Here is a 22,219-nt window from a genome sequence, read left to right on the forward strand (position 1 = left end):
AGAATTTGGGCAAAAATTAAAGTTAGATTTTATAGTTTTTTTATTATAGTCCGATTTTACTTATTCGTTATTTTCTAATGATTTTAGTTTAACAACATAGAGCTTATAATTTTACTATAACTTTAAAGGAGGAAACAAGTATTATGAGACTTTTTAATGGAACGGTAAGGCAAAAGCTTACTATTTTTGTTGTTTTCATAATCATTTTGATTTTGGGTGTAACAAGTTGTATAAGTTATTATAATCTTAGAACACTCACACACGAAGACCTTAAAATGCAACAAATTGTAACCAACCACGCATTCTTAAACGCACTAGAAAATTATGCTCAAAGACAAAAAAGAGTGCTTGTTGCAGCAAGTAATGTGTTGGTTAAAACCTCCTTAAATGATTCTGAAATGATTTATTTCTTTGAGATATTAAGGCAATCTGCAGGGCTTGATTTAACCTATGTGGGATTGGAGGAGAGTGGTAAGAATATCCGCTCAAATGGGAAAATACTCTCTCTTGAAACTGGATATAATGTCAAGGAGAGAAATTGGTATAAAATGGCTAAAGAACGAGGAGATTTTGCTATTATACCTCCTTATGTAGATTCAAGTGGGAATCTCTCTTTGAGTTATGCTTTGCCAATGTATGATAAGAATAAGAAATTTTTAGGGGTTATTGCCACAGATGATTCAATATCAAAACTTATAGATTCTGTTTTGCCTATTGGCTCATCAGAGAATATACAAAGTTATGTTTATAGCAAAGAAGGTTTAGTGTTTTTGCATACTGATGTGAGTAAAATTGGTACAGAGACGGTCTTAGGTAAAAATATCTCACAAGCTATAAAGTTAAATCCAAGCTTGCTTAAAAACGATAGTCTTTTTGAAGTTCAAGGCGATAATAATTTAAAGAAAAAAGTTGTGTGCAGTAGTTTTGGGAATTTTAGTATGGTTTGCTCTATTATGGAATCACATTTTTATAATGATTCTGCAAATAGACTTTTAAAAGAGGAAATCATAAGCACACTTTTAAGTATTTTAGTCGTTATTTTAACTTTAGGCTTTATTATAAATAAAATGCTTTTGCCACTCAAAGGCATTCAAGATAATTTAAAGAGCTTTTTTGACTTTATCAATTATAAAGCTTCTGTAGTTTGTCTTTTACCTGTTAAGTCGCTAAAATCTCAAAATGAATTTGATGTCATTGCCCGCTCTGTAAATGAAAATATCCAAATTACTCAAGAGTTCTTAGAACAAGATTCTAAAGTCGTCCAAGAATCTCTTGAAGTATGTAGAAATGTAGAGCAAGGGGATTTCTCTGTGCGTGTGCAAGCTACTTCAAATAACCCCCAGCTTAATGAGCTAAGAGCAAGTCTCAATAGGCTTTTGGAGCTTTTAGAGACCAAGATTACCGCAGATTTAAATAAGCTTGATAGTGTTTTTGAGAGTTATAGAGATTCTGATTTTACAATAAGAATTGATGACCCTAAAGGACATATGGAAGTAACAGCTAATCTTTTGGGTGATGAGATAACAAAAATGCTCAAACAAAGAGCCGAATTTGCTCATATTCTTTCTAATGAAAGCACTGATCTTCAAGATGCGGTGGATTCTCTGACAAAAAGCTCTCACTCTCAAGCGAGTTCTTTAGAGCAAGTAGCAGCTTCTTTAGACCAGCTCACAAGCACAATGCATAGTGTCTCTGATAAAACTACTGAAGTTACGCAGCAGAGCGAGGATATTAAGAATGTAACAGGTATCATTAGAGATATAGCAGATCAAACAAACTTACTTGCTCTTAATGCAGCAATAGAAGCTGCAAGAGCAGGAGAACACGGAAGAGGATTTGCTGTTGTTGCAGATGAAGTAAGAAAATTAGCTGAGAGAACTCAAAAGAGCTTAGGAGAGATTGAAGCTAATACAAATCTCTTAGTGCAAAGTATTAATGATATGGGAGAATCTATTAGAGAGCAAACTACAGATATTTCGCAGATAAATAGTGCTATTGGTGATATTATGTCTAGCACTCATGAGAATGTAGAAATAGCCAATAAAACAGCAACTATTTCTAGTTCCGTGAAAAATATATCAGAAAGTATCTTGCGAGATATAAATACAAAGAAATTTTAAGGGATTTTGAAAAAATCTTAATTTACCTCTTGACAGATACTAGGTATCAGGTTTTATAATATCACTAAAATATCAAGGTGAAATTATGGCTTATACTATCATAGAAGTAGAGAGAAAAACCGGTATTCCCTCTACAAAGATACGATTTTGGATTAAAAAAGGATTATTTCCTTTTTTGCAGAGCGATAAAAACAATGTGCGTTATTTTAGTGAAGTGGATATAGAAGCTTTGCGTTGGATAGAGTATCTTAGGCAAACTAAAATGGATATAAAGACTATCAAGCTTTATATGGATTTGTATATGCAGGGAGAAAGCACAATTGGTGAGCGCAAGGAGATTGTAAAAAATCAAATAGAGTATGTCAAGGCGGATTTGGCAAAAACGCAAGAGATTCTAAGAGTCTTAGAGCAAAAGCATAAGTTTTATGAGGAGCTTCACTGCGCCAATCCTACAAAATGCTTAGTCCAATAGTATAAAGTGCAAAATGAGCTTATTTTATAGAATCTTTAGCTTAAAGCAAGAGGAGTTAAAGCTTTTGCTTTACTCATTTTTGTTTATTTTTATGCTTTTTAGCTCGTATGCGATTTTACGTCCTTTGCGTGATGCTCTAGGATTAGAAGGCGGACAAGATGAGCTAAAATGGCTCTTTTTAGCAACTTTTATCCTTGCACTTTTGTGTTCAATACTCATAATGTTTGTTGCTTCAAGAATTAAAAAGAAATTTTATATTGATGTGATTTTGATATTTTTTGCACTCAATCTCTTGCTTTTTTATGCTGCAATGGGTTATTTTGAACCAAACACGACTGCTTTTTTGTGGCTTTGTAGGGGATTTTATGTATGGGTAAGCATTTTTAATCTCTGCGTGTTTAGCACAGCGTGGAGTTTGCTTGCTGATATTTTTAATAAGGATATGAGTCAAAGGCTTTTTGGGATTATTAGTGCAGGAGCAAGTTTAGGAAGTATAGTGGGTGCAGCAAGTGTGGGATTTCTCTCTGTAAAACTAGAGCCAAGTTCTCTTATTTTTGGCTCAATCCTTTTATTTATAGGTGCGATAGTGCTTAAAAATATGATGATAAAAGAAGCAGGAGTGCATTTGCATATACAAGAGCATTTTATTGCAAAATTTAATCACCCCATAGGAGCAAAGAATCCTTTCATCGGTTTTAAGCTTATTATGCAATCAAAATATCTTTTAATGCTCTGCGCTTTTATTATACTACTTACAAGCGTCTCAACATTTTTATATATGGAACAAGCACGCATTATTAAAGAAGTCTTCCCCACTCGTGAAGCGCGAACTGCTGCTTTTGCATTTATTGATTTAATCGTGCAAAGCTTTTCTTTAATCATTCAAATCTTTTTCACAGCTAAAATTGCACAATTTTTTGGCATAAAAATGCTCCTCTCAACACTTGGGTTTCTTATGTGTGTAGGTTTTATCATCTTAAGTTTTACTCACCCGGCTTTTTTACCCCTTGCCATAGTGATGAGTATAAGACGTATAGGCGAGTATTCTTTAGTAAAGCCCGGACGCGAAATGCTCTTTGTGCCACTAGATGCAGATTCTAAATATAAAGTGAAAAACTTTTTAGACACGGTAGTGTATCGTGGCGGGGACGCACTTTCTGCACAAATTGAGGGCTTATTAGCGAGTGTGGGAATTATGTGTGTTTTGCTTATTGGCGCGTTTATTTCTTTTGTATGGGGGATATGTGGCAGCATTTTGGGCAGATATTATCAACAGAATAAGTTTTATATCAAAACAGAGCAATGAAACTCTATCTCTAATCAATACCATAACGTGAAGTAAAAGTAGCGTTTGTGTGGATTCTATAATGCGTTTTAGCTATAATACTACTCCATTTCTTAATGCAATTAGGGGGATAAGTGTTTTCACTTTTGGCTTTAGCACATTATAAATATCATAAGGACAAAACTTCTAATGATGAAAATCTCATCTTTGAAGCCAAGCACGAAGTAAGTTTTCTTGATTATATCACATTATCTTTTTTTACATTTTTTGGTTTGTCTTTCCTTTTGGCTTTATTTATTCCTCCGTTTGAAATAAAGAGGCTACTCTTTGGTATTTGTATGGTAGTTCTATCCCTTATTTTGCCATTTTTTCATCTTCTTTATTGGCGCAAACAAAGGGTATATATTACTACAAAGGGTATAGGTATGGACTTTAGGCGATATGGACGCTTGCATAAGAGATTTTTTCATTTTGGAGAGGTTGGTTTGAGCCGATTTTCCATTGGTTATTTTCGAATTCCTCTAAGTGATCCTGATAAATTTATTATTCATCCACTGGGGGCATATACACATACAAAATTTGGTGGAACTCTTTTTAAAATTCCATTCAAAAAGCGTATTTGCGCAGCGACTTTGACAAGTATGCCCTATTTTTCTCCAAAAGTTTATGATAGCCTTTATGAAAAAAGCTGCCTCAAGGAATATGTGGTAAGAAAAACAAAAGAAGCCTTAAGGCAAAAAAGAGGAGAGAGTTTTTTAGCTTCACTGCCTTATGAGATTGAAGAGCAATTTTTTGCAATATGATTTATCTGTAACAGATTTTTATATATTTGAGATTTCATAAAAATCTTTTGACCTACTTTTGCTAAAGCAGGATTAGCTTTGTGTGCTATAATTTTTAGCGATAATGAAGCTACAAGTAAGTTGTAATTTCAAAAAAACACTACAAGATTCCACACAAAAGGATAGCGCAGGAGTATGAGTTTTTTTTCACTTGAATTTAGTTTGCTTCTCCTTGTATTTTTTGTGTTCTATTGGTTAATCAAATCCCACACATTACAGAATCTTGCGCTTTTAGCATTTAATTATTGTGTTATTTATCTTTTTAGCCCATATTTCGCACTAGTGGTATTTTGTTATACTTGTTTTGTGCATTTTCTTGCACTTTTTATTGATAGCACCCGCTACCGCTTTATTTTTCTTGGTTGTGTAAGTCTTGTGATTGCTATTCTTTGTTTTTTTAAATATTATGCAAGCATCAAAGATGAAGTTGATTTACTGCTTGAATTTATGGGACTTGATTTTTTTGAGGTAGATGTTATTTTTCCCTTAGGGCTTAGCTTTTATACCTTTGCTTCCATTACTTATTTGCGCTGCGTATATGAAACAGGTAAGAATCTTGTGCGAGATACTTATTATGAAGAAGGTAATCCTGCGCTCGAAAGCTTCGTGGGCTTAGCGACTTATCTTTCATTTTTTGCTACATTTCTCGCAGGTCCGATTATGCGAAGCCAGTTTTTCTTTGCGCAATATCACGCATCGCGTGCTTTTGGTTCTATTGATTTGATTATTACACTTGTGCTTTTTGGTGTAATCAAAAAGGCATTCATCGCAAATTATCTTGGCATCTATTCTCAACCAATCCTAAGTGCACCCTTTGAATATCATAGCCTTGAGCTTTTGAGTGGTATTTTGGCATATAGTGTGCAGATTTATTGTGATTTTAGCGGCTATATTCACCTTGTAAGTGCATTTGCACTTATGTTGGGCTTTAGTTTGCCCCCTAATTTTAATATGCCTTATATGGCGAAGAATCTTAAAGATTTTTGGAATAGGTGGCATATAAGCCTCTCTACTTTTATAAGGGATTATATCTATATCCCACTTGGTGGAAATCAAAGAGGGTTTATAAGCACACAATTTTTTGTCCTTATCGCCTTTGGGCTTTCTGGATTGTGGCACGGAAATACTTTGAATTTTCTCATTTGGGGGCTTTTACACGGATTTGGGATAATATGGCTTAATTGTCTTAAGGCTCTGCGTATAAACTTTGATTTTCTACCTTTTGTAGGTTCATTTTTGACTTTTATATTTGTGAGTTTTTGTTGGATTTTCTTTTTTTATCATTCGCTTGATGAGACAAAGAGCTTTTTTCTTGCGTTTTATCAAAATTTTACATTTCCTTTGCCTCAATATACTCTATGGGCGCTTGGCGGGTTTTTTATTATCTTTATATTTTATCCATTGATGCGTGGGAGTATGAATTTATGTCAAAAGATGTTAAGCTTTATCCCGTGGTTCATAAAACCTTTTGTGCTTAGCATTATTTTTACGCTCATTATTGTAATGATGCCCTCTGGCATACCTAATTTTATCTATGCGAGTTTTTAAGTGAAAGAGGCGAAATTTGTATTTATCGCGTTTGCAACTCTTATGCAACTTTTGATTACATTGCATAGCTCAATTATTATCTACGTTGAGCAACAATACCATAATTTTACAGAATCCCCCTATCCTTTTGTGCAGGTTTTGAGTGGATTGTATGAACGTATTATGCTTGAAGATAATGCACTATTTGTGTATGCTGATAATCTTACACAATCACTTGAACAAGTGCGCAAGAATATATTTACTTTTGATAATCTTACTTTTGCACAAGAAAAAAACGATAAGCAAAATAAAAAGAATGCACCTGTAAATAAAGATTCTCAACAAAAAAAATCCAAGCATAATACAAATAATACTTCACACCCTAAGCCCAAACCAAAAAATCCTCCCATATCTCACCCCAAATTGCACGCCAATGAGAATCCTGCCTCACAAAATTCTAATGAATCTACCAAGTCCCTTCCGCCCAAAGATATAGGGCATTTGCCTACAGATTCAGAGTATTTGCAGACGCCGCCTCTTGAAACTCCATCTATTTCTGTAAATCCACCCGCACAAACTACTCAAACTATACCACCACCTGTCAAAAAGCCACCCATTGAACAGCCAAGCTCCACCGCTCAAGAAAGTTATACACCTATTCGTCCGATAAATAATCCACGCATACCTATTGATGAGGGCTCATCGGTATTGCTTATTGGAGATTCTATGATGCAAGGAGTGGCACCTTATGTGCTTAAAACTTTTAAAAAAGTGAATTTGCGCGGGATAAATCTTAGCAAACATAGCACAGGACTAACTTACAAACATTATTTTAATTGGGAGGCAGCCCTTAAAGATACTTTTGCTAAAAACCCTGATATTGCCCTTGTAGTTGTGCTTTTGGGCGCAAATGATCCTTGGGGTATGAAAAATATTTCCTTTAAAAGCGTGCGTTGGGAGGAGACTTATATCCAACGCATTGAGGAGATTTTAAATGTCGCTCATAGCTATGGTGCTCGAGTAGTGTGGTATGAAGTGCCATCGGTAAGCTCAAAATCCCTCAATGATAAGATTGTGTATTTGAATAGTTTGTATGAACGCGTTGTAAAAGAAGAGGGCGAGTATTTTTTGCAAAGTAATGGCATTATTACTCAAGGAGGGAAATATTCTGCTTTTATCAAAAATGCAAATGGCAAGAGTGTGCAGGTGCGCATTGATGATGGTGTGCATTTTACAGCGCGTGGTTATCAAATTATGGCAAATATTTTTCTCAATGCACTTGAGATTATCCCACAAGTCAAAGAGTTAGATGTGCAAGAGGATTCAATACATTCTTTGCCTGCACAAGATGTAGAGTATCAAATAAAGGAGCATTTGTGGGAGTAAAACAGGGGCTAGGAGAACTTAAGATGTGGATATGGAGGATATTAGTAGGATTATGTATAAGCTTTTGCTTATCGCAAGGCGTGGATTATCCTCTTAAGGCTATTGCCAAAGAATTGAGTGAGCCAAAACAAGTTCAAAAGCCCTCAATAATACCAAAGAGTAAAAAACTCTTAGAATCCACGAGTGGTATTATAAATTATCAACAACAATCACCCGCAGAGCTTATAGCAAAACTCAAAAAAAGGGAGAATCTTATCATTCGTATCTTTGGAGATTCTCATATTGCAGGGGATTTTATTTCTCATCGTTTGCGTGGGCTACTTTTTAAAAATCACTCAATTGGATTTGTGTATCCAATGTATCCTAATTATCATCAAAATCTCACTCTTAAATATGAAAGCAATAATTTTGAGATACTTAATTCCCGTCTGCACGAGCTTGATGAATATCCTATGGGCGGAGTGGTAGCTAAACCTGTGGAATTGCCTGCTCATATTACACTCACGCTGCAAACACAATCTACACAAGAAATGCTAAGCAAAATTATTTTCAAAGCACCCAATAAAGAAAAAGCTATTATCATTGAAGATGCTAAGAATCAACGATTTATTATTAATGCCAAACGCCCTTTTATATGGCAGATTCTCCCTCTTAAATTGCATTATCCTATCAATATTCGCGCACTCAATGAAAAGGTGCTTTTTGGCGGGTTTTTTATTTATGAGCAACAGGGTGTAAATAATATTGTTGAAAATCTTGGCATAAATGGTGCTCGTTCTGATATTTGGCTCAAATGGGATAAAGAACTTTTAAAGCATCAAATGAGTATGCTTCCTGCGGATTTGGTTGTGCTCTGTTATGGGTCAAATGATGCGCTATATGATAATTTTAATGAGAGTATTTTTTTAAAAAATTATGGTGCATTTATTGATTTAATCAGGCAGAGCAACCCGCAAGCAAGTATTTTGCTCATCTCTCCGCCACCTGTGGTGCAAAAAGTTTCTGCCAAAAAGCGTAAAAAAGCTGTGTATAGGATAACAAAAAACGCTCCTGCAGTAAAAACTGCTATTGCTAAACTTGCTAAACAAAAGCAAACATTGCTTTTTGATATGGAGGATTTTATCAATCAAAGTGGGGGCAAAAAGAAATGGGAGGAGGCAAATTTAGCAAAAGCTGATGTGCATTTGCTACCTAATGGCTATAAGCTTGTGGCTGATAAGCTCTATTATGAGCTAAATAAACTGCAATAAAACAGACCTATTTTATCGTTTTAATCCATTCACTGTTTGCAACATAGAATCTGCTGTTTGGATAGTCTTAGAGTTTGCTTCATAGGCTCTTTGTCCTGTAATCAAATCTGTCATCTCTTCAACAAGTTTAACATTGCTTAATTCCAAGAAACCTTGTCGGAGTTGCCCAAATCCGTCAAGTCCGGGCACACCTGCCACAGGGTCTCCCGAAGCATTGGTATTGATAAAGAGATTATCGCCCAAAGAATGCAAACCTGCGGGATTGATAAAATTAACAATTTCAATTTGTCCTAATATATTAACTTCGGTTTGATTTCCTTCAATTACGCTCACCGTGCCATCGGTGCCGATATTAATTTGTGTAGCACCCTCTGGAATTGTAAGCTCTGGGATAAGGCGATAACCCTCCGCATTGACGACATTGCCATCATTATCAAGCTTGAAGCTTCCTGCGCGTGTATAGGCTATATTACCATCGGGAAGTTCAATTTGAAAAAATCCATTCCCTGTAATAGCAATATCAAGGTTATTTTCAGTCTCTTTTGGGTGTCCTTGAGAAAACATTTTTTGTATTGCCACAGGACGCACACCGATGCCTACTTCAATGCCTGTAGGAGAAATGGTCGTCTCACTTGTGCTTGTTCCTGCGTATTGCAAAACTTGATAAAACAAATCAGCGAATTCTGCCCTTTGCTTTTTATAGCCTGTGGTATTGACATTAGCAATATTATTGGAGGTATTATCAATTTGAAGTTGCTGTCCAAGCATACCCGTGCTAGCAGTGTAGAGTGATCTCATCATAGGACAATCCTTTACAAAATAGAATCTTTAAGAGCGATTTTCACACAATCTTTTAAGCAAAAGAGATTCCATAAATATATTTTTAGCACTTTTATAGGTAGATTCTATTATAGTTCCTTTATTTTAGAATCTATTAAGGGAGAATAATGCTCCTTACTACGCTTTATATCATCGCTATCACCGCGGAAGGAATGACAGGCGCGCTTGCTGCTGGGAAACATAAAATGGATTTATTTGGCGTGATTTTTATCGCCCTTGTTACAGCCATTGGTGGTGGCTCTATTAGAGATATTTTACTTAATCATTATCCACTTACTTGGGTAGCTCACCCTGAATATGTTGTGCTTATTTGTATTGCTGCATTGCTTACAATGAAAGCTCCGCGCGTGGTAGCACGAAGTGAGGGCGTATTTTTAACCCTTGATGCAGTAGGTTTAGTTGTTTTTAGTATTCTTGGCGCACAAATTGCGATTGATAAAGAATATGGATTTATTATTGCAGTAAGTGCAGCAGTGATTACGGGCGTATTTGGAGGCATTTTGCGTGATATTTTATGTATGCGAATCCCCCTTGTTTTTCAAAAAGAAATTTATGCAGGTATTGCCATTATTGCAGGAGCGATGTATTATGCGTTGCTTGAATGGACACAATTGGATATTGCTCTTGTTACGATTTTGACTTTAATAGTGGGCGTAAGCACAAGGCTTTTGGCGATTTTTTATAAACTTTCTTTGCCTATATTTTCTTATGAAGAATCTTCACAAGAGGAGAAAAAATAATGCAAAAAGATTCTATGAAAGAGTAATTTTAGTTTTTGGAATCTTATTATACAATTACAATTTTTTAATATCTAAAGAAGTATTGAGGATGTAAATGAGTTCAATAGCCCTAGCCTTAAAATATCGCCCGACTTGTTTTAGCGATTTGGTAGGACAAAATGCCATTTCGCAAACGCTTTCTCTTGCTTTAGATTCTCAACACATCTCTCACGCTTATCTTTTTAGCGGATTGCGTGGGAGTGGTAAAACGAGTTCAGCGAGAATCTTCGCACGCGCTTTGCAGTGTGAGAATGGACCTACGAGCACTCCGTGTGGTAATTGTGCGAGTTGTGTAGCAGCATTGCAAAATAAACATATGGATATTATTGAAATGGACGCGGCAAGTTCAAGGGGAATTGATGATATTAAAAAAGTCATAGAACAAACAAAATATCGCCCAAGCTTTGCAAGATTTAAGATTTTTATCATTGATGAGGTGCATATGTTGAGCAAAGAAGCATTTAATGCTTTGCTCAAAACACTTGAAGAACCGCCGGAGTTTGTGAAGTTTATACTCGCAACGACTGATCCATTAAAGCTTCCAGCTACTATTTTAAGTCGCACGCAGCATTTTAGATTTAAGCAAATTCCTCACCGACTTGTTGTAGAACATATCACTCAAATTCTTAATAAAGAGGGAGTGAGCTATGAACCTCAAGCTCTTGATATTATTGCGCGGAGCGGTTCGGGGAGCTTACGTGATACATTGACTTTGTTAGACCAAGCGATTATTTTTTGCAAAAATCATATTGAAGTCACAGGAGTAACAGATATGCTCGGCGTAGTTGATCCTCAAGTGCTTGATGATTATTTTCAGAGTATTTTACACAAAAATGAGCAAAATACACATAAGATTATGCAGATTCTCCAAGAGTATGAATGTGAAATGATACTTGATGAAATGATGCTTTTTTTAAAAGATAAACTACTTAAAGAAAGTGTGGATTTTCCGCCACTTCTTCTTGAGAGATTCGCGCGTATTCTAAGTGAATCTAAGAGTCTGCTTAACCTTAATACTGATGGTGCGTTTGTGTTGTTATTATGTGCAATGAAAATGCAAGAAGCACTTAAAGTCAAAGATATAGAATCTATGATAGAAGAGATTGAGGCAGAGCTATTTAATGGTGCATCTTCTACATCAAATACTCATATTCAACAAAGTTATACGCCTCCCTCCCTCACTTCTTCAGAGGTGCATACTCCAAATTCTTCGCATAATAATACTAGCCCAACTCTTAATGCTCATTTGCGTTTTAGCACACTTGTGCAAAAGATTAAAGACCGCAATGTGGGATTAGGGGAGATTTTTGAACGCAATGTAGTGTTTGTGGATTTTGATGGAGAGGTTTTGCGTTGGCGTAGCACAGCACAGGGCGAAGATAAGGAGCAACTCAAAGAGCATTTTAGTATTATCAAGGCATTAGTGGCTGAAATTTTTGGCTCGCAGGTGTCTATTCAAGTGATTCCTCAAAGCACTTCTGAACAAAACATCATTTTATCATCTGAAAATACCTCTACTAACACACACATTCCTCATTCAAATACATCTTCTACTTTAGATATCTCAACAGATAAAGCTATGCTTGATGCTAGAGATGCTTTTTTGACACAAAATAAGGATTTAATAAGTGCTATTAAGGATAGTGTAGGCATTAAAGAAGTGATTATGCAAGATAGTCAAACAGGTGGATCAAATGTGTGAATATGTGTTAAGCGAATCTGCGGTTGGGGAGCTTTGTCATACTTTAAAAAACAAAATTTGTAAAGGCTATATAGTGCTTTTAAGAGGGGATTTAGGAAGTGGCAAAACGACTTTGGTGCGTTCTTTTGTAGCATCTGAAAATAAGCAGTGTAAAGAAGAAGTTACTTCACCCACATTTAGCGTGGCACAAGCTTATAAAAGTCAAGATTATGGCGTGATTTACCATTATGATATTTATCGCAAGGATATACAGGATATGCTTGAATTAGGATTGCTTGAAATGTTTGAGGAAGAAGGGCTGCATTTTGTGGAATGGGGTGATGAGCGTTTAGAAAAGATATTGCGTCAAAATGGCTTTAAGGTAATGAGTATTACCATAAATACAAATGCAACGCTTGATAATAGAATCTATAAGGTAGCCCTATGAATAAGCTTTCTGCACATAATCTCAATAAACATATTAAAAAAACAAAAATCGTTCAAGATATTTCTCTTGAAGTTAATAGTGGTGAAGTAGTGGGGCTTTTGGGTCCAAATGGAGCGGGTAAAACAACTACTTTTTATATGATTTGTGGGCTGCTACACCCAAGCTCTGGAAAGGTTATGCTTAATCATACTGATATTACTAAACTCCCCCTGCATCAGCGCTCCAACCTAGGAATTGGTTATCTTCCTCAAGAATCGAGTATTTTTAAAGATTTAAGCACAGAGGAAAATCTTATGCTCGCAGCAGAGATAAGTATCAAAAATGCGAAAGATAGGCAGATTAAAATTGAAAAAATGCTTGAAGAATTTAACATTGAACCCATTCGTTCAAGAAAAGGCGTAAGCTTAAGTGGTGGAGAGAGGAGAAGAGTAGAAATAGCACGTGCGCTTGTGAAAGACCCAAAGTTTATTTTGCTTGATGAACCTTTTGCCGGCGTAGATCCACGCGCAGTAAGTGATATACAAAATATTATTTTGAGGCTTACAGAGCTTGATATTGGTGTTCTTATAACTGACCATAATGTGCGCGAGACACTATCAGTTTGCTCTCGCACCTATGTAATTAAAGGTGGGACACTTCTTGCGAGTGGGAATGCAGAGGAAATTTATGCAAATGAATTGGTGCGCAAATACTATTTGGGAGAGCATTTTAAAGTATGAGTGTAGGGGGTAAGCTACGAAGTAATCTCAATATCAAGACGCGCCTTTCAACAACGCTAAAGAGTTGGTTGCCTATTTTGCAAAGTGGCGTTATGGAGCTTGAAGAGACGCTCAATGCTATTGTAGAAGAAAACCCCTATGCTAGCGTGCAAAGCCAAATGACCCAGAGTTTGCAGTCTAAAAGCTATAAGAAATCTCATCTTTCTTCAAATACGTCAAATGACCGCTTTGAATCTATACATATTAGCCAACAAAGCCTCTATGAAGTGCTTGAGGAACAAATTGATTCGACTTTGTTTCCTACCGAAATTTCACGCACTATCGCGCTTAAGATTGTAGAAAATCTAAATGATGAGGGATATTTAGATACCGCAGTGGGTGAGATAGCTTGTGAATTGGGATTGAATGAAGAAGATGTAGAGCGTGTAAGGCAGAGATTTGCATATCTTGAGCCTTATGGTGTGGGTGCAAAAGATGTAATAGAATCTTTTCTTTTTCAGTTGAGCAATACTGAATTAGAGGGCGAAAGCTATGATTTGGCTGCGTGTGTGATACGTGATTTGCAAAATCATAGCAAATATAAAAATCACGCTGCATACAATGAAGTAATGAAAATTATTAAGAGCTTTAGGAATCCGCCTGCAATTGAGTTTGGAGCGAAAGAGGCTGAAGTGATTCCTGATATTTTTATCTTTGAACGAGTAAAAACTGATGCACTCAAAAATACTACCTATGAGCTTGAAGTGTCAATTAATGATGTGTATTATCCCAAGATTTTGATTGAGGAGAAAATTAAAGGTATAGAGGCACATAAGGAGAGTGCAGAGTTTTTGAAAACCAAACTTAAAGAAGCAAAAGATTTAGTTGATGCTCTTGATATGCGTAAAGCCACCATTTTAAAAATTGCCATTGCCTTGCGCGAGAATCAATATGATTTTTTTATGGGCGGGGAGATTCGCCCTATGAAACTTAAAGATATTGCACAAGATTTAGGATATGCACCTAGCACCATTTCGCGTGCTATTGCCAATAAGTATCTTGAATGCGACAGGGGGATTTTCCCTATTAAAAGCTTTTTTACCGCAGCCATTGATGGAGACACTTCAAATGCTTCAATTAAGGATTTTATATTGAATCTTATCAAAAATGAAGACAGAAAAAAACCTTTGAGTGATTTGAAGATTCTAAAAAGTGTAGAGCAAAAATTTGCTCTTAAAATGGTGCGGCGCACGATTACTAAATATCGCCAACAGCTCAATATTGCAAGCTCTAGTGAGCGTAAAAAACTCTATGAAATGAGTGTATAATTAAAATTATAAGCAAGGTTTTAGTCAAATTAAGCTAAAATCTTTGTCTTTTACTTTGAAAAAAGTATGCTCTGTTATAGAATCTAGCAGCGCATAAAGCTTAATAGCAAATTCACACATACCAATCCTTATGAGGTTGCAAGGGTTTAATGAGTCTTGCTAAGGGGTATGGAGGATAAACCAAAATTTACAAGGAGAACCTATGGTAACAATGAAAGACCTACTTGAATGTGGTGTGCATTTTGGACATCAAACTCGTCGCTGGAATCCAAAGATGAAAAGATTTATCTTTGGCGTGAGAAAAAATATTCACATTATTGACTTGCAAAAGACTTTACGCTACTTTCGCTACACTTATAATATTATTAAACAAGCAGCAAGTGAGGGTAAAGTGATTATGTTTGTGGGCACAAAGCGACAAGCAAGTGAGACATTAAAACAATATGCAGAATCTGTAAATGCGCCTTATGTTAATTACCGATGGCTTGGCGGAATGCTCACGAATTTTAGCACAATCAAAAAATCAATTCGCAGACTTGAAATTATTGAAGAAATGGAGAGCAGCGGGCAAATTGATTTGCTCACGAAGAAAGAAAAGCTTATGTTGCAACGCAAAAAAGAAAAGCTTGATAAATATCTTGGCGGTGTGCGACATATGAAAAAAGCCCCTGATATGATTTTTGTCATTGATGCAGCAAAAGAGAAAATTGCTGTAGCAGAAGCAAGACGGCTTGGTATTCCTGTGGTTGCACCACTTGATACAAACTGCGACCCTGATATGGTAGATTATCCTATTCCGGGTAATGATGATGCGATACGTTCCATTCAGCTTTTTTGCAAAGAAATAAGTGAGGCAATTTTAGAGGGACGCTCTGAAAATAAAGATGAGCAGAATGAGCAAGGAGAGCAAATTGCTCCAGTCACTAATGAAGAAAAGCAAGAGATTCTTGATGAAGTAACTGCTGAAGTTGCTACACAAATGCAAGAGGAGGCATAATATGGCAGATATTCCAGCACAGCTTGTAAAACAGCTTCGTGAGATGACAGATGCAGGTATGATGGACTGCAAAAAAGCACTTGTAGAAACAGAGGGCAATCTTGAAAAAGCGGTAGAATACTTGCGCGAAAAAGGCTTAAGCAAAGCAGCCAAAAAGGCTGATAGGATAGCAAGTGAAGGTATTGTGAGTGTAGAGGTGGCAAATGATTTTAGCAAAGCAAGCATTATTGAGATTAATTCAGAAACAGATTTTGTAGCCAAAAATGATACATTCAAAGAGCTTGTAGCACAAACATCAAAAATTGTATATGATAATGCTCTCTCTAGTGTACAATCTCTGCATACAATGAGTATTGGTGGTGTAAAATTTGAGGAATACCTCCAACAAAACATTGCTAAAATTGGTGAAAATATCGTTGTGCGTCGCATTGCTAGTATTGAAGCACAAGGAAAAGGCATTGTGAATGGTTATGTGCATTCAAATGGACGTGTAGGTGTGCTTATTGCGATGAAGTTTGATAAAGAAAGTTCAAAAGCTGCTTGTGTAGAGCTTGCTAAGAGTATCTGTATGCACGCTGCTGCAATGAAACCTCAAGTATTAAGCTACACACAGCTTGAATATGAATTTATTCAAAAAGAAAAAGTCGCTCTTATTGCTGAATTACAAAAGGAAAATGAGGAGTTTAAAAGGCTTGGTAAGCCATTACATAAGATTCCACAATACATCAGCCGCAGCGAACTTACAGAATCTGTGCTTCAAGCACAAGAGCAAAAGTTACGAGAAGATTTAAAAGCTCAAGGCAAGCCAGAAGCAATTTGGGATAAAATTTTGCCCGGACAAATGGAGCGATTTGTAGCTGATAGTACATTGCTTGACCAAAGATTGACACTTTTAGGGCAATTTTATGTAATGGACGACAAAAAAACGATTGCTCAAGTGCTTGAGGCTAAATCTAAAGAGCTAGGTGATGAGATTGAAATAATTGAGTATATCCGCTTTGAGTTGGGTGAGGGTATTGAGAAAAAAGTTGAGGATTTTGCTGCCGAAGTCGCTGCACAAATGCAATAATCTACATAATTTAGGGGAGGGGGTGTGTTATTCAACAGATTCTTAGATGCGTTGTTTGTATATTCTTTTATACAAGCACCTATGGAGAAGTCGGAGTAGTATTGCCTTCAAATACTAAAGAATTAAACCCAAAGCATATAATAAAAGATTCCAATGAGGAAAAGCAAGAGTCTTCTTATGGGCTAAGTGATTTTCTCTTTGATGAGAGATTTGTGTATCCAAAGGCTTATGATAAAAAGGCTTGGTCAGAGACATTGACATCTGGCGGACTATTTTCAAGACTAAGCATACTCTTAAATACATTTGGCACAGAATATGGATTTATATTTAATGAAGATTCTATGACTTTCAATCAGTGGTACTATTCACAAAAGCATATTGCCTTTGATTTTGGCAAACTCTCCTTTGGTAGTGTTGGTAAATTTCCACAATTTTTTGGAGCGAAATTTCGCTATGAATATGGCTTTAGTGGGCAGGATTCTCATCGGTTTGGGATTGAGGGTTATTGGCATCCTGCATTTTTCAATATTCGTGGGTGGCAGATTCTAAGCGTATATATTGGTGGTGGATTTAGAGATAGCACGATAGATGGAGCATATTTTGATAAAGGTATTTTAATTTTGCCAAGCTCACCGATATATTTTTCACTTACACATCGCACGGACTATTCTTCACATTATTCATCGCAAGATAGCCTTATGTTCTCTATTCGCGCACCAATATTTGTGTGGGGTGCTCCTCTCGCTTTACCTTTTGTGCTTATTTGGGGTGGTGCTATAAGCACACATTAGGTTATTGTTCATTTGACTGATAGCTTTATCTGCATGCTAAGGGCATTTAAATAATCTTGCACATTTTCTTTTGTAAGGAGCATACTAAAATCATTAGGCGCTTCAATGCTTGTATTATTAAAGATGCTTGGCATCATTAACTTACTTACCTTTGGTTTAATGCCACCAGAAGAATCAAAATTTGTCTTATTAAGTGTAATGGAATTAATCCCATAAACTCCATACTTTCGCATTTGTATGTGTAACTAAATAAGTGATTGCTTTAAAATATTTTTTCTATCTCATCATATTTTGAACTATTTGATAAAATGTTTGAAATGCAAAATAGTTAAAGGCAGATTCTGTTGTGGAACATATTATGTTGATTATAAAGTAATTACCAACGTAAAGTTTTTTTATAAATCACAAGGGCACTCGCACCCGCATACACTACACCTAAGAATAGTAAGCTCATAAAATATTCCCATACACTGCCAAAGCTAGCGCCCATTTGGTTAAGTTGTAAAAGTCCATTGATTCCGTGATATGCAGGCAAAAAGGCAATAACATCACTTGCCCAAGGAGCGATTTGTGCTTGAGGCCACATAAAGCCTAGTAAAAATACTATGGGCATAGAGGCGAGCATAATGATTTGCGTTGAGAGGGCGCGTTTGGGAAGCAATGAGCCAAAAAATACGCCAAATGCAGCAGTTGAAAGAATAAAAGCAATGCTAAAAAGCCAAAAATCAAGAATACTAGCATTGACATTCACGCCATAAAATGCATATGCAAAGCCAAAATAAAATGCAAAAAGCAAAGCGTAAATACAAAAAAATACAATTATTTTGCATAATACTAAAATCAATGGATTTGCCCAAGAATAGTAATTTCGCATACCTTGAGAAAATTGTTGATTCTGTGTGCCACCGATGATTCCAGCTCCAGCGACAAGCGTTTGGTGCAAAATAAAAATAAGCACAGGTGCTAGAGTATAGTTAATATAGCCCATTGAAGGGTTGAAAAGAGGGATAAATGTGGGCTGTAAAATGTCATATTCTTGCACATTGAGCTTTGTTTTATGAAGTGTGTTAAATTCATTGATGACATCAGCAGCAGCATTAGCAATAGCACCATAAATAAGCAAATACGAAGCATTTGCCATAATAGGAATTGTGGGCGGGATATGCTTATAGAGATGTTTTTCAAAATCTTTAGGAATAATAAGTAAGCCATAAATGCGATTAGATTCTATGAGATTTTGTGCTTTTTGTGGATTATCAAGAATCTCTACAAGCTCTAAATGTGGCGATGCCCTTATAAGCGCAATGAGTTCGCGCGATGAGGAAGTATTATCATAATCAATAAGTGCAATTTTTTGCGCACTTACGACATCTTCATAATAAGGCGTGGGATAGAGGAAAAGATAAAAAAGCGAGCCCCCAAAAATAATGAGCATAGCTGAAACAGAGGTAAATATATTTTTTGATTCAAGTATAAAGATTTGATACAATGATTTCAAAGTGTAATGTCCTTAATATCCCCAATGCGGAGAAATTCATTATATATGCTCAAAATAAGCATTTGACGATTTGTCTTAATGGCATTATCATTATCATTTACAAGCACAGAAGCAAAAAATGCTTCTAAGGGTTCTTTGAGTGAAAAAAGTGTAGCAATATGCTCACTTATGTCCTTAAATTCCTTTGCTTTAAGAGCTTTAAGAGCTTGGTAAAGGGCAATTTCTTGAGGAAAACTTAAGAGAGATTCGTCAATGTGTGTGGGTATTATATCATCGTTAAGAATATTTGCTACGCGTTTAAAAAGCGTAATGAGAGCTTGTTTGTCACTTTTTTCAAAAAATGTGCTTAGTGCTTCAATGTTGTGTATAATGGTGTTGAGATTGCGTACTTTTGCGTTATTGACGCGAGCATTAAGCACACATCGGATAAGAGAGGGATTAACCTTGAGCATACCCTCAAGTCGTTCAAGAAAAAAAGATTCAATGCGCTGCATATCGCTTGGTTTATAGCCTCCTGCTTGATATAAGCGAGGTATATCAATGCTCAAGTCAAAATCTAGTCCATAATGCCATATAATTTTAATGACCCCATTTGCAGCCCTGCGCAGAGCAAAAGGGTCTTTTGAGCCGCTAGGAATCTTATCAATGCTAAAGAGAGCAAAAATGTTATCAAGCTTGATACTAAGGGCGAGGATTGCGCTAAGTATATGGCTAGGAAGTGGAGAATCTTCCCCTGTGGGAAGATATTGTTCTTTGATAGCTTGAGCAACAAGTGGGTGCATACCAAAGCTTTGCGCATAATAATAGCCTATAATTCCCTGCAGTTCAGTAAATTCATATACCATTTCTGTGAGTAAATCAGCCTTTGCATACTTCACTGCAGTGCTTAATATTTCTTGGGATTCTTGAATCTTCATATCTATCTTATGAGTATAAAATTTGAGCAATTCAAGTGCAATGACGCTTTCGCGCTTAGTTTTATCAAGTAATGAACCTAGCCCATCAACAAATAGAATCTGCCCTAATTTTTCAGGAGCAAATCCATTTTTAAGGTCATTTTCATAGAAAAATACAGCATCAGAGAGGCGCGCTTTTAAAACCTTTTGATTGCCCTGCACAATAGGCGCAAGATTAGCAGCAGTAGAATTAGCAACAAGCACAAAACCATTGTGGAGATGCCCGTCTTTGTAGGTGGCAAAATATCGTTGATTTTCTTTCATTGAAGTAATAATGACCTCATTGGGTAGCTGTAAGAACTGCTTATCAAAGATTCCATACGCTGCGCGTGGATATTCTGTAATGGCTACAATTTCATTAAGCAATGCTTCATCAATTTCTACCTTTATGTTTTCTTGCGATTCTATGACTGCAATTTGCTCTAAAATCATTGCTCTTCGTTTGTTTTGTTCAAGTATGACTTTGCTTTTTTCTAAGGATTGAAAATAATCAGAAGGAGAGGTAATGGCATAAGGCTCAAAGCTTATATCTCGGTGTGGATAAGTTTGGGCAATGCTATGCAGCCCAAAAGCATTAAAAGAAACACTTTGTTCTCCAAGTAAGATAAAAATATTGCGCACAGGGCGGATAAAGCTTTCATTTAAGTTGCCCCAAAACATACTTTTGCCAAATTGCAATGCCTTGAGCCACTCTATGAGTATCTCTCCTACAATATCTTTTGTTTGCACACCTTTTTGCATTTTGGCATAATAGAGGACTTCTTTGTTCTCTTTGATTCTTATTTCATAAGGCGTGTTTGTTGGCAACTCAAGTTTTTTGAAGAAGCTTTCACCCGCTTTGCTTAGACCCTTTGTTTTATCACCATTAATAAAAGCAATAGCAAGGGGAGGACCATAAGATTCTATAAGAATATCTTGTGTATGAGTGGCGAAGTTTTGCTCATAAAGCACAATGCGGCGCGGTGTGAAATAGAGAGTGGGCGTAGAAGTAATGCGGTGTTTTTGCGCAATTTTTTGCCATTTTTCTACCATATGCGGTAACTCTTTGAGAAAAGGGAGAGCGGGGAGTTCTTCAGTGAAAATTTCAATAAGTAAGGGCAAATATGATGATTTCAAGGATATTCCTTTAAAATTTAGATATGATTGTATCATTATAATGCAGACTTGTTAAAAAGTTATTTACATATATTGAGAATCACTAAAGTCTTATTGGAGGTTAGAGAGTGAAAATCATCATTGGATTATGTATAATGGCGATAAGCGGGGCTTTATGTATTGCATTTGCCCTACCGCTTCATAAAATTGAGGGCAAATGTGTGCAACCAAAAGAATTTAATAAAAACCAAAAGCAAGTTATTTTAAAAGCCTTTAAATATGGTGCAAAGAGTGGCTTTGGCTACACAATGGCAGCTATTGCGTGGAAAGAATCTTGTGCTGGAGAGTATCGGGTGAATTTTGCTGACCCATCAGCAGGTATTTTTCACGCACATATTCCGGGTATTATTAAAAAACACAAGCAAAAAGATTCTAATTTTATGCGTAATATGGTAGGAGAGCTTCTTATTCGTGATGATGAATTTGCCCTTCAGAGCGCACTTGAGGAGTTAAGTTATTGGCACAAAGTGCGTAAGGGAAATTGGTATGAAGTGATTAAATCCTACAATAAAGGCTTTAGCTGGGAAAAAAACAAAGAGCGTAATCAAATGGCACAAGGATATTTTGAAGATGTAATTGAGCGTGTCAAGATTCTACAAGAGTATATTCCTAAAATTTCATCAAGCACCGCAAGACTTGCTAAAGACGATTATGCGCTCAATTTTTTAAAAATGGCTTCTCAAACATCTTATAAGTCTTATAATGACACTAGAAGAGGCGCTCAAGTAAATAAACCAAAAAGAGATTTTATTATTTTAGAAGAATAAACCTCATTTTAATACTTAAAAATTTCTACAATTTTCTCTTCAAACCCTTGAGAGATACTTAATATCAGGCTTTATAATGCCAAAGTTGGTTTTATTTTATCCCATTACCACTCCTTTATATGTAAATGTTTAATTTTCTCACGCAAATCATATTGATTTGCTTTGCCTTGTCTTTGTAAGGCTTCTTGTGTTTTTTCTCTTAGGATTTCAAGGAGCTTTTTCATATCTTGCTCATCATTATCAACTATCACATAAACTTTAGATTCTTTGTTTGAAAGATTATGAAAGTAGTGGCGATATTGTGTGTTTATATCATTTATTCTTATTACC

General features: G+C 36.0%; 20 protein-coding genes and 1 pseudogene. 16 read left to right on the forward strand and 5 right to left on the reverse strand.

Features of this window, described 5'->3' with window-relative positions; all coding sequences use genetic code 11:
* The first annotated feature begins 143 nt into the window (after positions 1-143).
* From LS66_RS01160 to LS66_RS01190, 7 genes are all read left to right on the forward strand, one after another.
* Positions 144-2,120 (forward strand): methyl-accepting chemotaxis protein, encoded by a 1,977-nt coding sequence (locus tag LS66_RS01160; RefSeq protein ID WP_138091801.1) that lies wholly within the window; start codon positions 144-146, stop codon positions 2,118-2,120.
* A gap of 85 nt (positions 2,121-2,205) precedes the next feature.
* A complete protein-coding gene (locus tag LS66_RS01165; protein ID WP_011115927.1) occupies positions 2,206-2,592 on the forward strand; it encodes a MerR family transcriptional regulator in 387 nt (128 codons plus the stop codon).
* A 13-nt stretch (positions 2,593-2,605) separates the two neighbouring features.
* On the forward strand, positions 2,606-3,898 hold the full coding sequence (locus tag LS66_RS01170; protein WP_034367982.1) for an NTP/NDP exchange transporter: 1,293 nt from the start codon (positions 2,606-2,608) through the stop codon (positions 3,896-3,898).
* Between the two features lie 113 nt (positions 3,899-4,011).
* The gene (locus tag LS66_RS01175; protein ID WP_034367985.1) at positions 4,012-4,680 is read left to right on the forward strand and encodes a hypothetical protein; all 669 of its coding nucleotides are present in this window, start codon (positions 4,012-4,014) and stop codon (positions 4,678-4,680) included.
* A gap of 174 nt (positions 4,681-4,854) precedes the next feature.
* On the forward strand, positions 4,855-6,267 hold the full coding sequence (locus LS66_RS01180) for an MBOAT family protein (RefSeq protein WP_034367987.1): 1,413 nt from the start codon (positions 4,855-4,857) through the stop codon (positions 6,265-6,267).
* Between the two features lie 42 nt (positions 6,268-6,309).
* Complete coding sequence (locus tag LS66_RS01185) at positions 6,310-7,632, forward strand: SGNH family hydrolase (protein ID WP_052057502.1); 1,323 nt, start codon at positions 6,310-6,312, stop codon at positions 7,630-7,632.
* Positions 7,623-8,882, forward strand: coding sequence for an SGNH/GDSL hydrolase family protein (locus LS66_RS01190; RefSeq protein ID WP_236096946.1), 1,260 nt, complete (start codon positions 7,623-7,625; stop codon positions 8,880-8,882). The genes LS66_RS01185 and LS66_RS01190 overlap by 10 nt, the downstream gene beginning before the upstream one ends.
* 12 nt (positions 8,883-8,894) lie before the next feature.
* Here the strand turns inward: LS66_RS01190 and flgG are convergent, their stop codons facing one another.
* Positions 8,895-9,683 carry a flagellar basal-body rod protein FlgG gene (gene flgG, locus LS66_RS01195; protein ID WP_011115921.1) on the reverse strand — a complete coding sequence of 263 codons (789 nt, stop codon included), beginning with the start codon at positions 9,681-9,683 and terminating at the stop codon, positions 8,895-8,897.
* A gap of 146 nt (positions 9,684-9,829) precedes the next feature.
* Here flgG and LS66_RS01200 point away from each other — a divergent pair, with 146 nt between their 5' ends.
* The 8 genes from LS66_RS01200 to LS66_RS01235 all read left to right on the forward strand — a co-directional run bounded on the left by LS66_RS01200 (position 9,830) and on the right by LS66_RS01235 (position 17,513).
* Positions 9,830-10,462 carry a trimeric intracellular cation channel family protein gene (locus LS66_RS01200; protein ID WP_034367990.1) on the forward strand — a complete coding sequence of 211 codons (633 nt, stop codon included), beginning with the start codon at positions 9,830-9,832 and terminating at the stop codon, positions 10,460-10,462.
* A 94-nt stretch (positions 10,463-10,556) separates the two neighbouring features.
* Positions 10,557-12,203 carry a DNA polymerase III subunit gamma/tau gene (locus tag LS66_RS01205; protein WP_138091805.1) on the forward strand — a complete coding sequence of 549 codons (1,647 nt, stop codon included), beginning with the start codon at positions 10,557-10,559 and terminating at the stop codon, positions 12,201-12,203.
* Positions 12,196-12,630, forward strand: a complete 435-nt coding sequence (tsaE, locus tag LS66_RS01210) for a tRNA (adenosine(37)-N6)-threonylcarbamoyltransferase complex ATPase subunit type 1 TsaE (protein ID WP_138091808.1) — start codon at positions 12,196-12,198, stop codon at positions 12,628-12,630. The genes LS66_RS01205 and tsaE overlap by 8 nt, the downstream gene beginning before the upstream one ends.
* Positions 12,627-13,349 carry an LPS export ABC transporter ATP-binding protein gene (gene lptB, locus LS66_RS01215; protein ID WP_034368041.1) on the forward strand — a complete coding sequence of 241 codons (723 nt, stop codon included), beginning with the start codon at positions 12,627-12,629 and terminating at the stop codon, positions 13,347-13,349. The genes tsaE and lptB overlap by 4 nt, the downstream gene beginning before the upstream one ends.
* Positions 13,346-14,656 (forward strand): RNA polymerase factor sigma-54, encoded by a 1,311-nt coding sequence (locus LS66_RS01220; RefSeq protein WP_011115914.1) that lies wholly within the window; start codon positions 13,346-13,348, stop codon positions 14,654-14,656. The genes lptB and LS66_RS01220 overlap by 4 nt, the downstream gene beginning before the upstream one ends.
* 202 nt (positions 14,657-14,858) lie before the next feature.
* Positions 14,859-15,653: a 30S ribosomal protein S2 gene (gene rpsB / locus LS66_RS01225; RefSeq protein WP_011115912.1), complete on the forward strand. Its 795-nt coding sequence runs from the start codon at positions 14,859-14,861 to the stop codon at positions 15,651-15,653.
* 1 nt (position 15,654) lies between these two features.
* Positions 15,655-16,722, forward strand: coding sequence for a translation elongation factor Ts (gene tsf, locus LS66_RS01230; protein ID WP_034368038.1), 1,068 nt, complete (start codon positions 15,655-15,657; stop codon positions 16,720-16,722).
* A 101-nt stretch (positions 16,723-16,823) separates the two neighbouring features.
* Positions 16,824-17,513 carry a hypothetical protein gene (locus tag LS66_RS01235; protein ID WP_052057508.1) on the forward strand — a complete coding sequence of 230 codons (690 nt, stop codon included), beginning with the start codon at positions 16,824-16,826 and terminating at the stop codon, positions 17,511-17,513.
* Between the two features lie 8 nt (positions 17,514-17,521).
* Here the strand turns inward: LS66_RS01235 and LS66_RS01240 are convergent, their stop codons facing one another.
* From LS66_RS01240 to glyS, 3 genes are all read right to left on the reverse strand, one after another.
* Positions 17,522-17,746 (reverse strand): hypothetical protein, encoded by a 225-nt coding sequence (locus tag LS66_RS01240; protein ID WP_011115909.1) that lies wholly within the window; start codon positions 17,744-17,746, stop codon positions 17,522-17,524.
* Between the two features lie 143 nt (positions 17,747-17,889).
* Positions 17,890-19,011: an ABC transporter permease gene (locus LS66_RS01245; protein ID WP_034368035.1), complete on the reverse strand. Its 1,122-nt coding sequence runs from the start codon at positions 19,009-19,011 to the stop codon at positions 17,890-17,892.
* Positions 19,008-21,083 carry a glycine--tRNA ligase subunit beta gene (gene glyS / locus LS66_RS01250; protein WP_034368032.1) on the reverse strand — a complete coding sequence of 692 codons (2,076 nt, stop codon included), beginning with the start codon at positions 21,081-21,083 and terminating at the stop codon, positions 19,008-19,010. Before glyS ends, LS66_RS01245 begins: the two co-directional genes overlap by 4 nt.
* A 107-nt stretch (positions 21,084-21,190) precedes the next feature.
* Between glyS and LS66_RS01255 the strand changes: the two genes are divergently transcribed.
* Complete coding sequence (locus LS66_RS01255) at positions 21,191-21,889, forward strand: hypothetical protein (protein WP_236096947.1); 699 nt, start codon at positions 21,191-21,193, stop codon at positions 21,887-21,889.
* 104 nt (positions 21,890-21,993) lie between these two features.
* On the opposite strand, the pseudogene LS66_RS01260 reads toward LS66_RS01255, so the two are convergent.
* Positions 21,994-22,219, reverse strand: a pseudogene (locus tag LS66_RS01260) (hypothetical protein); the annotation flags it as partial.

Source organism: Helicobacter sp. MIT 03-1614 (assembly GCF_000762925.2).
GTDB lineage: Bacteria > Campylobacterota > Campylobacteria > Campylobacterales > Helicobacteraceae > Helicobacter_C > Helicobacter_C hepaticus.

Excerpts from the sequence above, each read along its gene's own strand:
- lptB (WP_034368041.1), top strand. The coding sequence starts at position 12,627 with ATGAATAAGCTTTCTGCACATAATCTCAATAAACATATTAAAAAAACA.
- rpsB (WP_011115912.1), top strand. The coding sequence starts at position 14,859 with ATGGTAACAATGAAAGACCTACTTGAATGTGGTGTGCATTTTGGACAT.
- LS66_RS01240 (WP_011115909.1), bottom strand. The coding sequence starts at position 17,746 with ATGCGAAAGTATGGAGTTTATGGGATTAATTCCATTACACTTAATAAG.
- flgG (WP_011115921.1), bottom strand. The coding sequence starts at position 9,683 with ATGATGAGATCACTCTACACTGCTAGCACGGGTATGCTTGGACAGCAA.
- LS66_RS01205 (WP_138091805.1), top strand. The coding sequence starts at position 10,557 with ATGAGTTCAATAGCCCTAGCCTTAAAATATCGCCCGACTTGTTTTAGC.
- LS66_RS01200 (WP_034367990.1), top strand. The coding sequence starts at position 9,830 with ATGCTCCTTACTACGCTTTATATCATCGCTATCACCGCGGAAGGAATG.
- tsf (WP_034368038.1), top strand. The coding sequence starts at position 15,655 with ATGGCAGATATTCCAGCACAGCTTGTAAAACAGCTTCGTGAGATGACA.
- tsaE (WP_138091808.1), top strand. The coding sequence starts at position 12,196 with ATGTGTGAATATGTGTTAAGCGAATCTGCGGTTGGGGAGCTTTGTCAT.
- LS66_RS01185 (WP_052057502.1), top strand. The coding sequence starts at position 6,310 with ATGCAACTTTTGATTACATTGCATAGCTCAATTATTATCTACGTTGAG.
- LS66_RS01170 (WP_034367982.1), top strand. The coding sequence starts at position 2,606 with ATGAGCTTATTTTATAGAATCTTTAGCTTAAAGCAAGAGGAGTTAAAG.
- LS66_RS01160 (WP_138091801.1), top strand. The coding sequence starts at position 144 with ATGAGACTTTTTAATGGAACGGTAAGGCAAAAGCTTACTATTTTTGTT.
- LS66_RS01220 (WP_011115914.1), top strand. The coding sequence starts at position 13,346 with ATGAGTGTAGGGGGTAAGCTACGAAGTAATCTCAATATCAAGACGCGC.
- LS66_RS01165 (WP_011115927.1), top strand. The coding sequence starts at position 2,206 with ATGGCTTATACTATCATAGAAGTAGAGAGAAAAACCGGTATTCCCTCT.
- LS66_RS01180 (WP_034367987.1), top strand. The coding sequence starts at position 4,855 with ATGAGTTTTTTTTCACTTGAATTTAGTTTGCTTCTCCTTGTATTTTTT.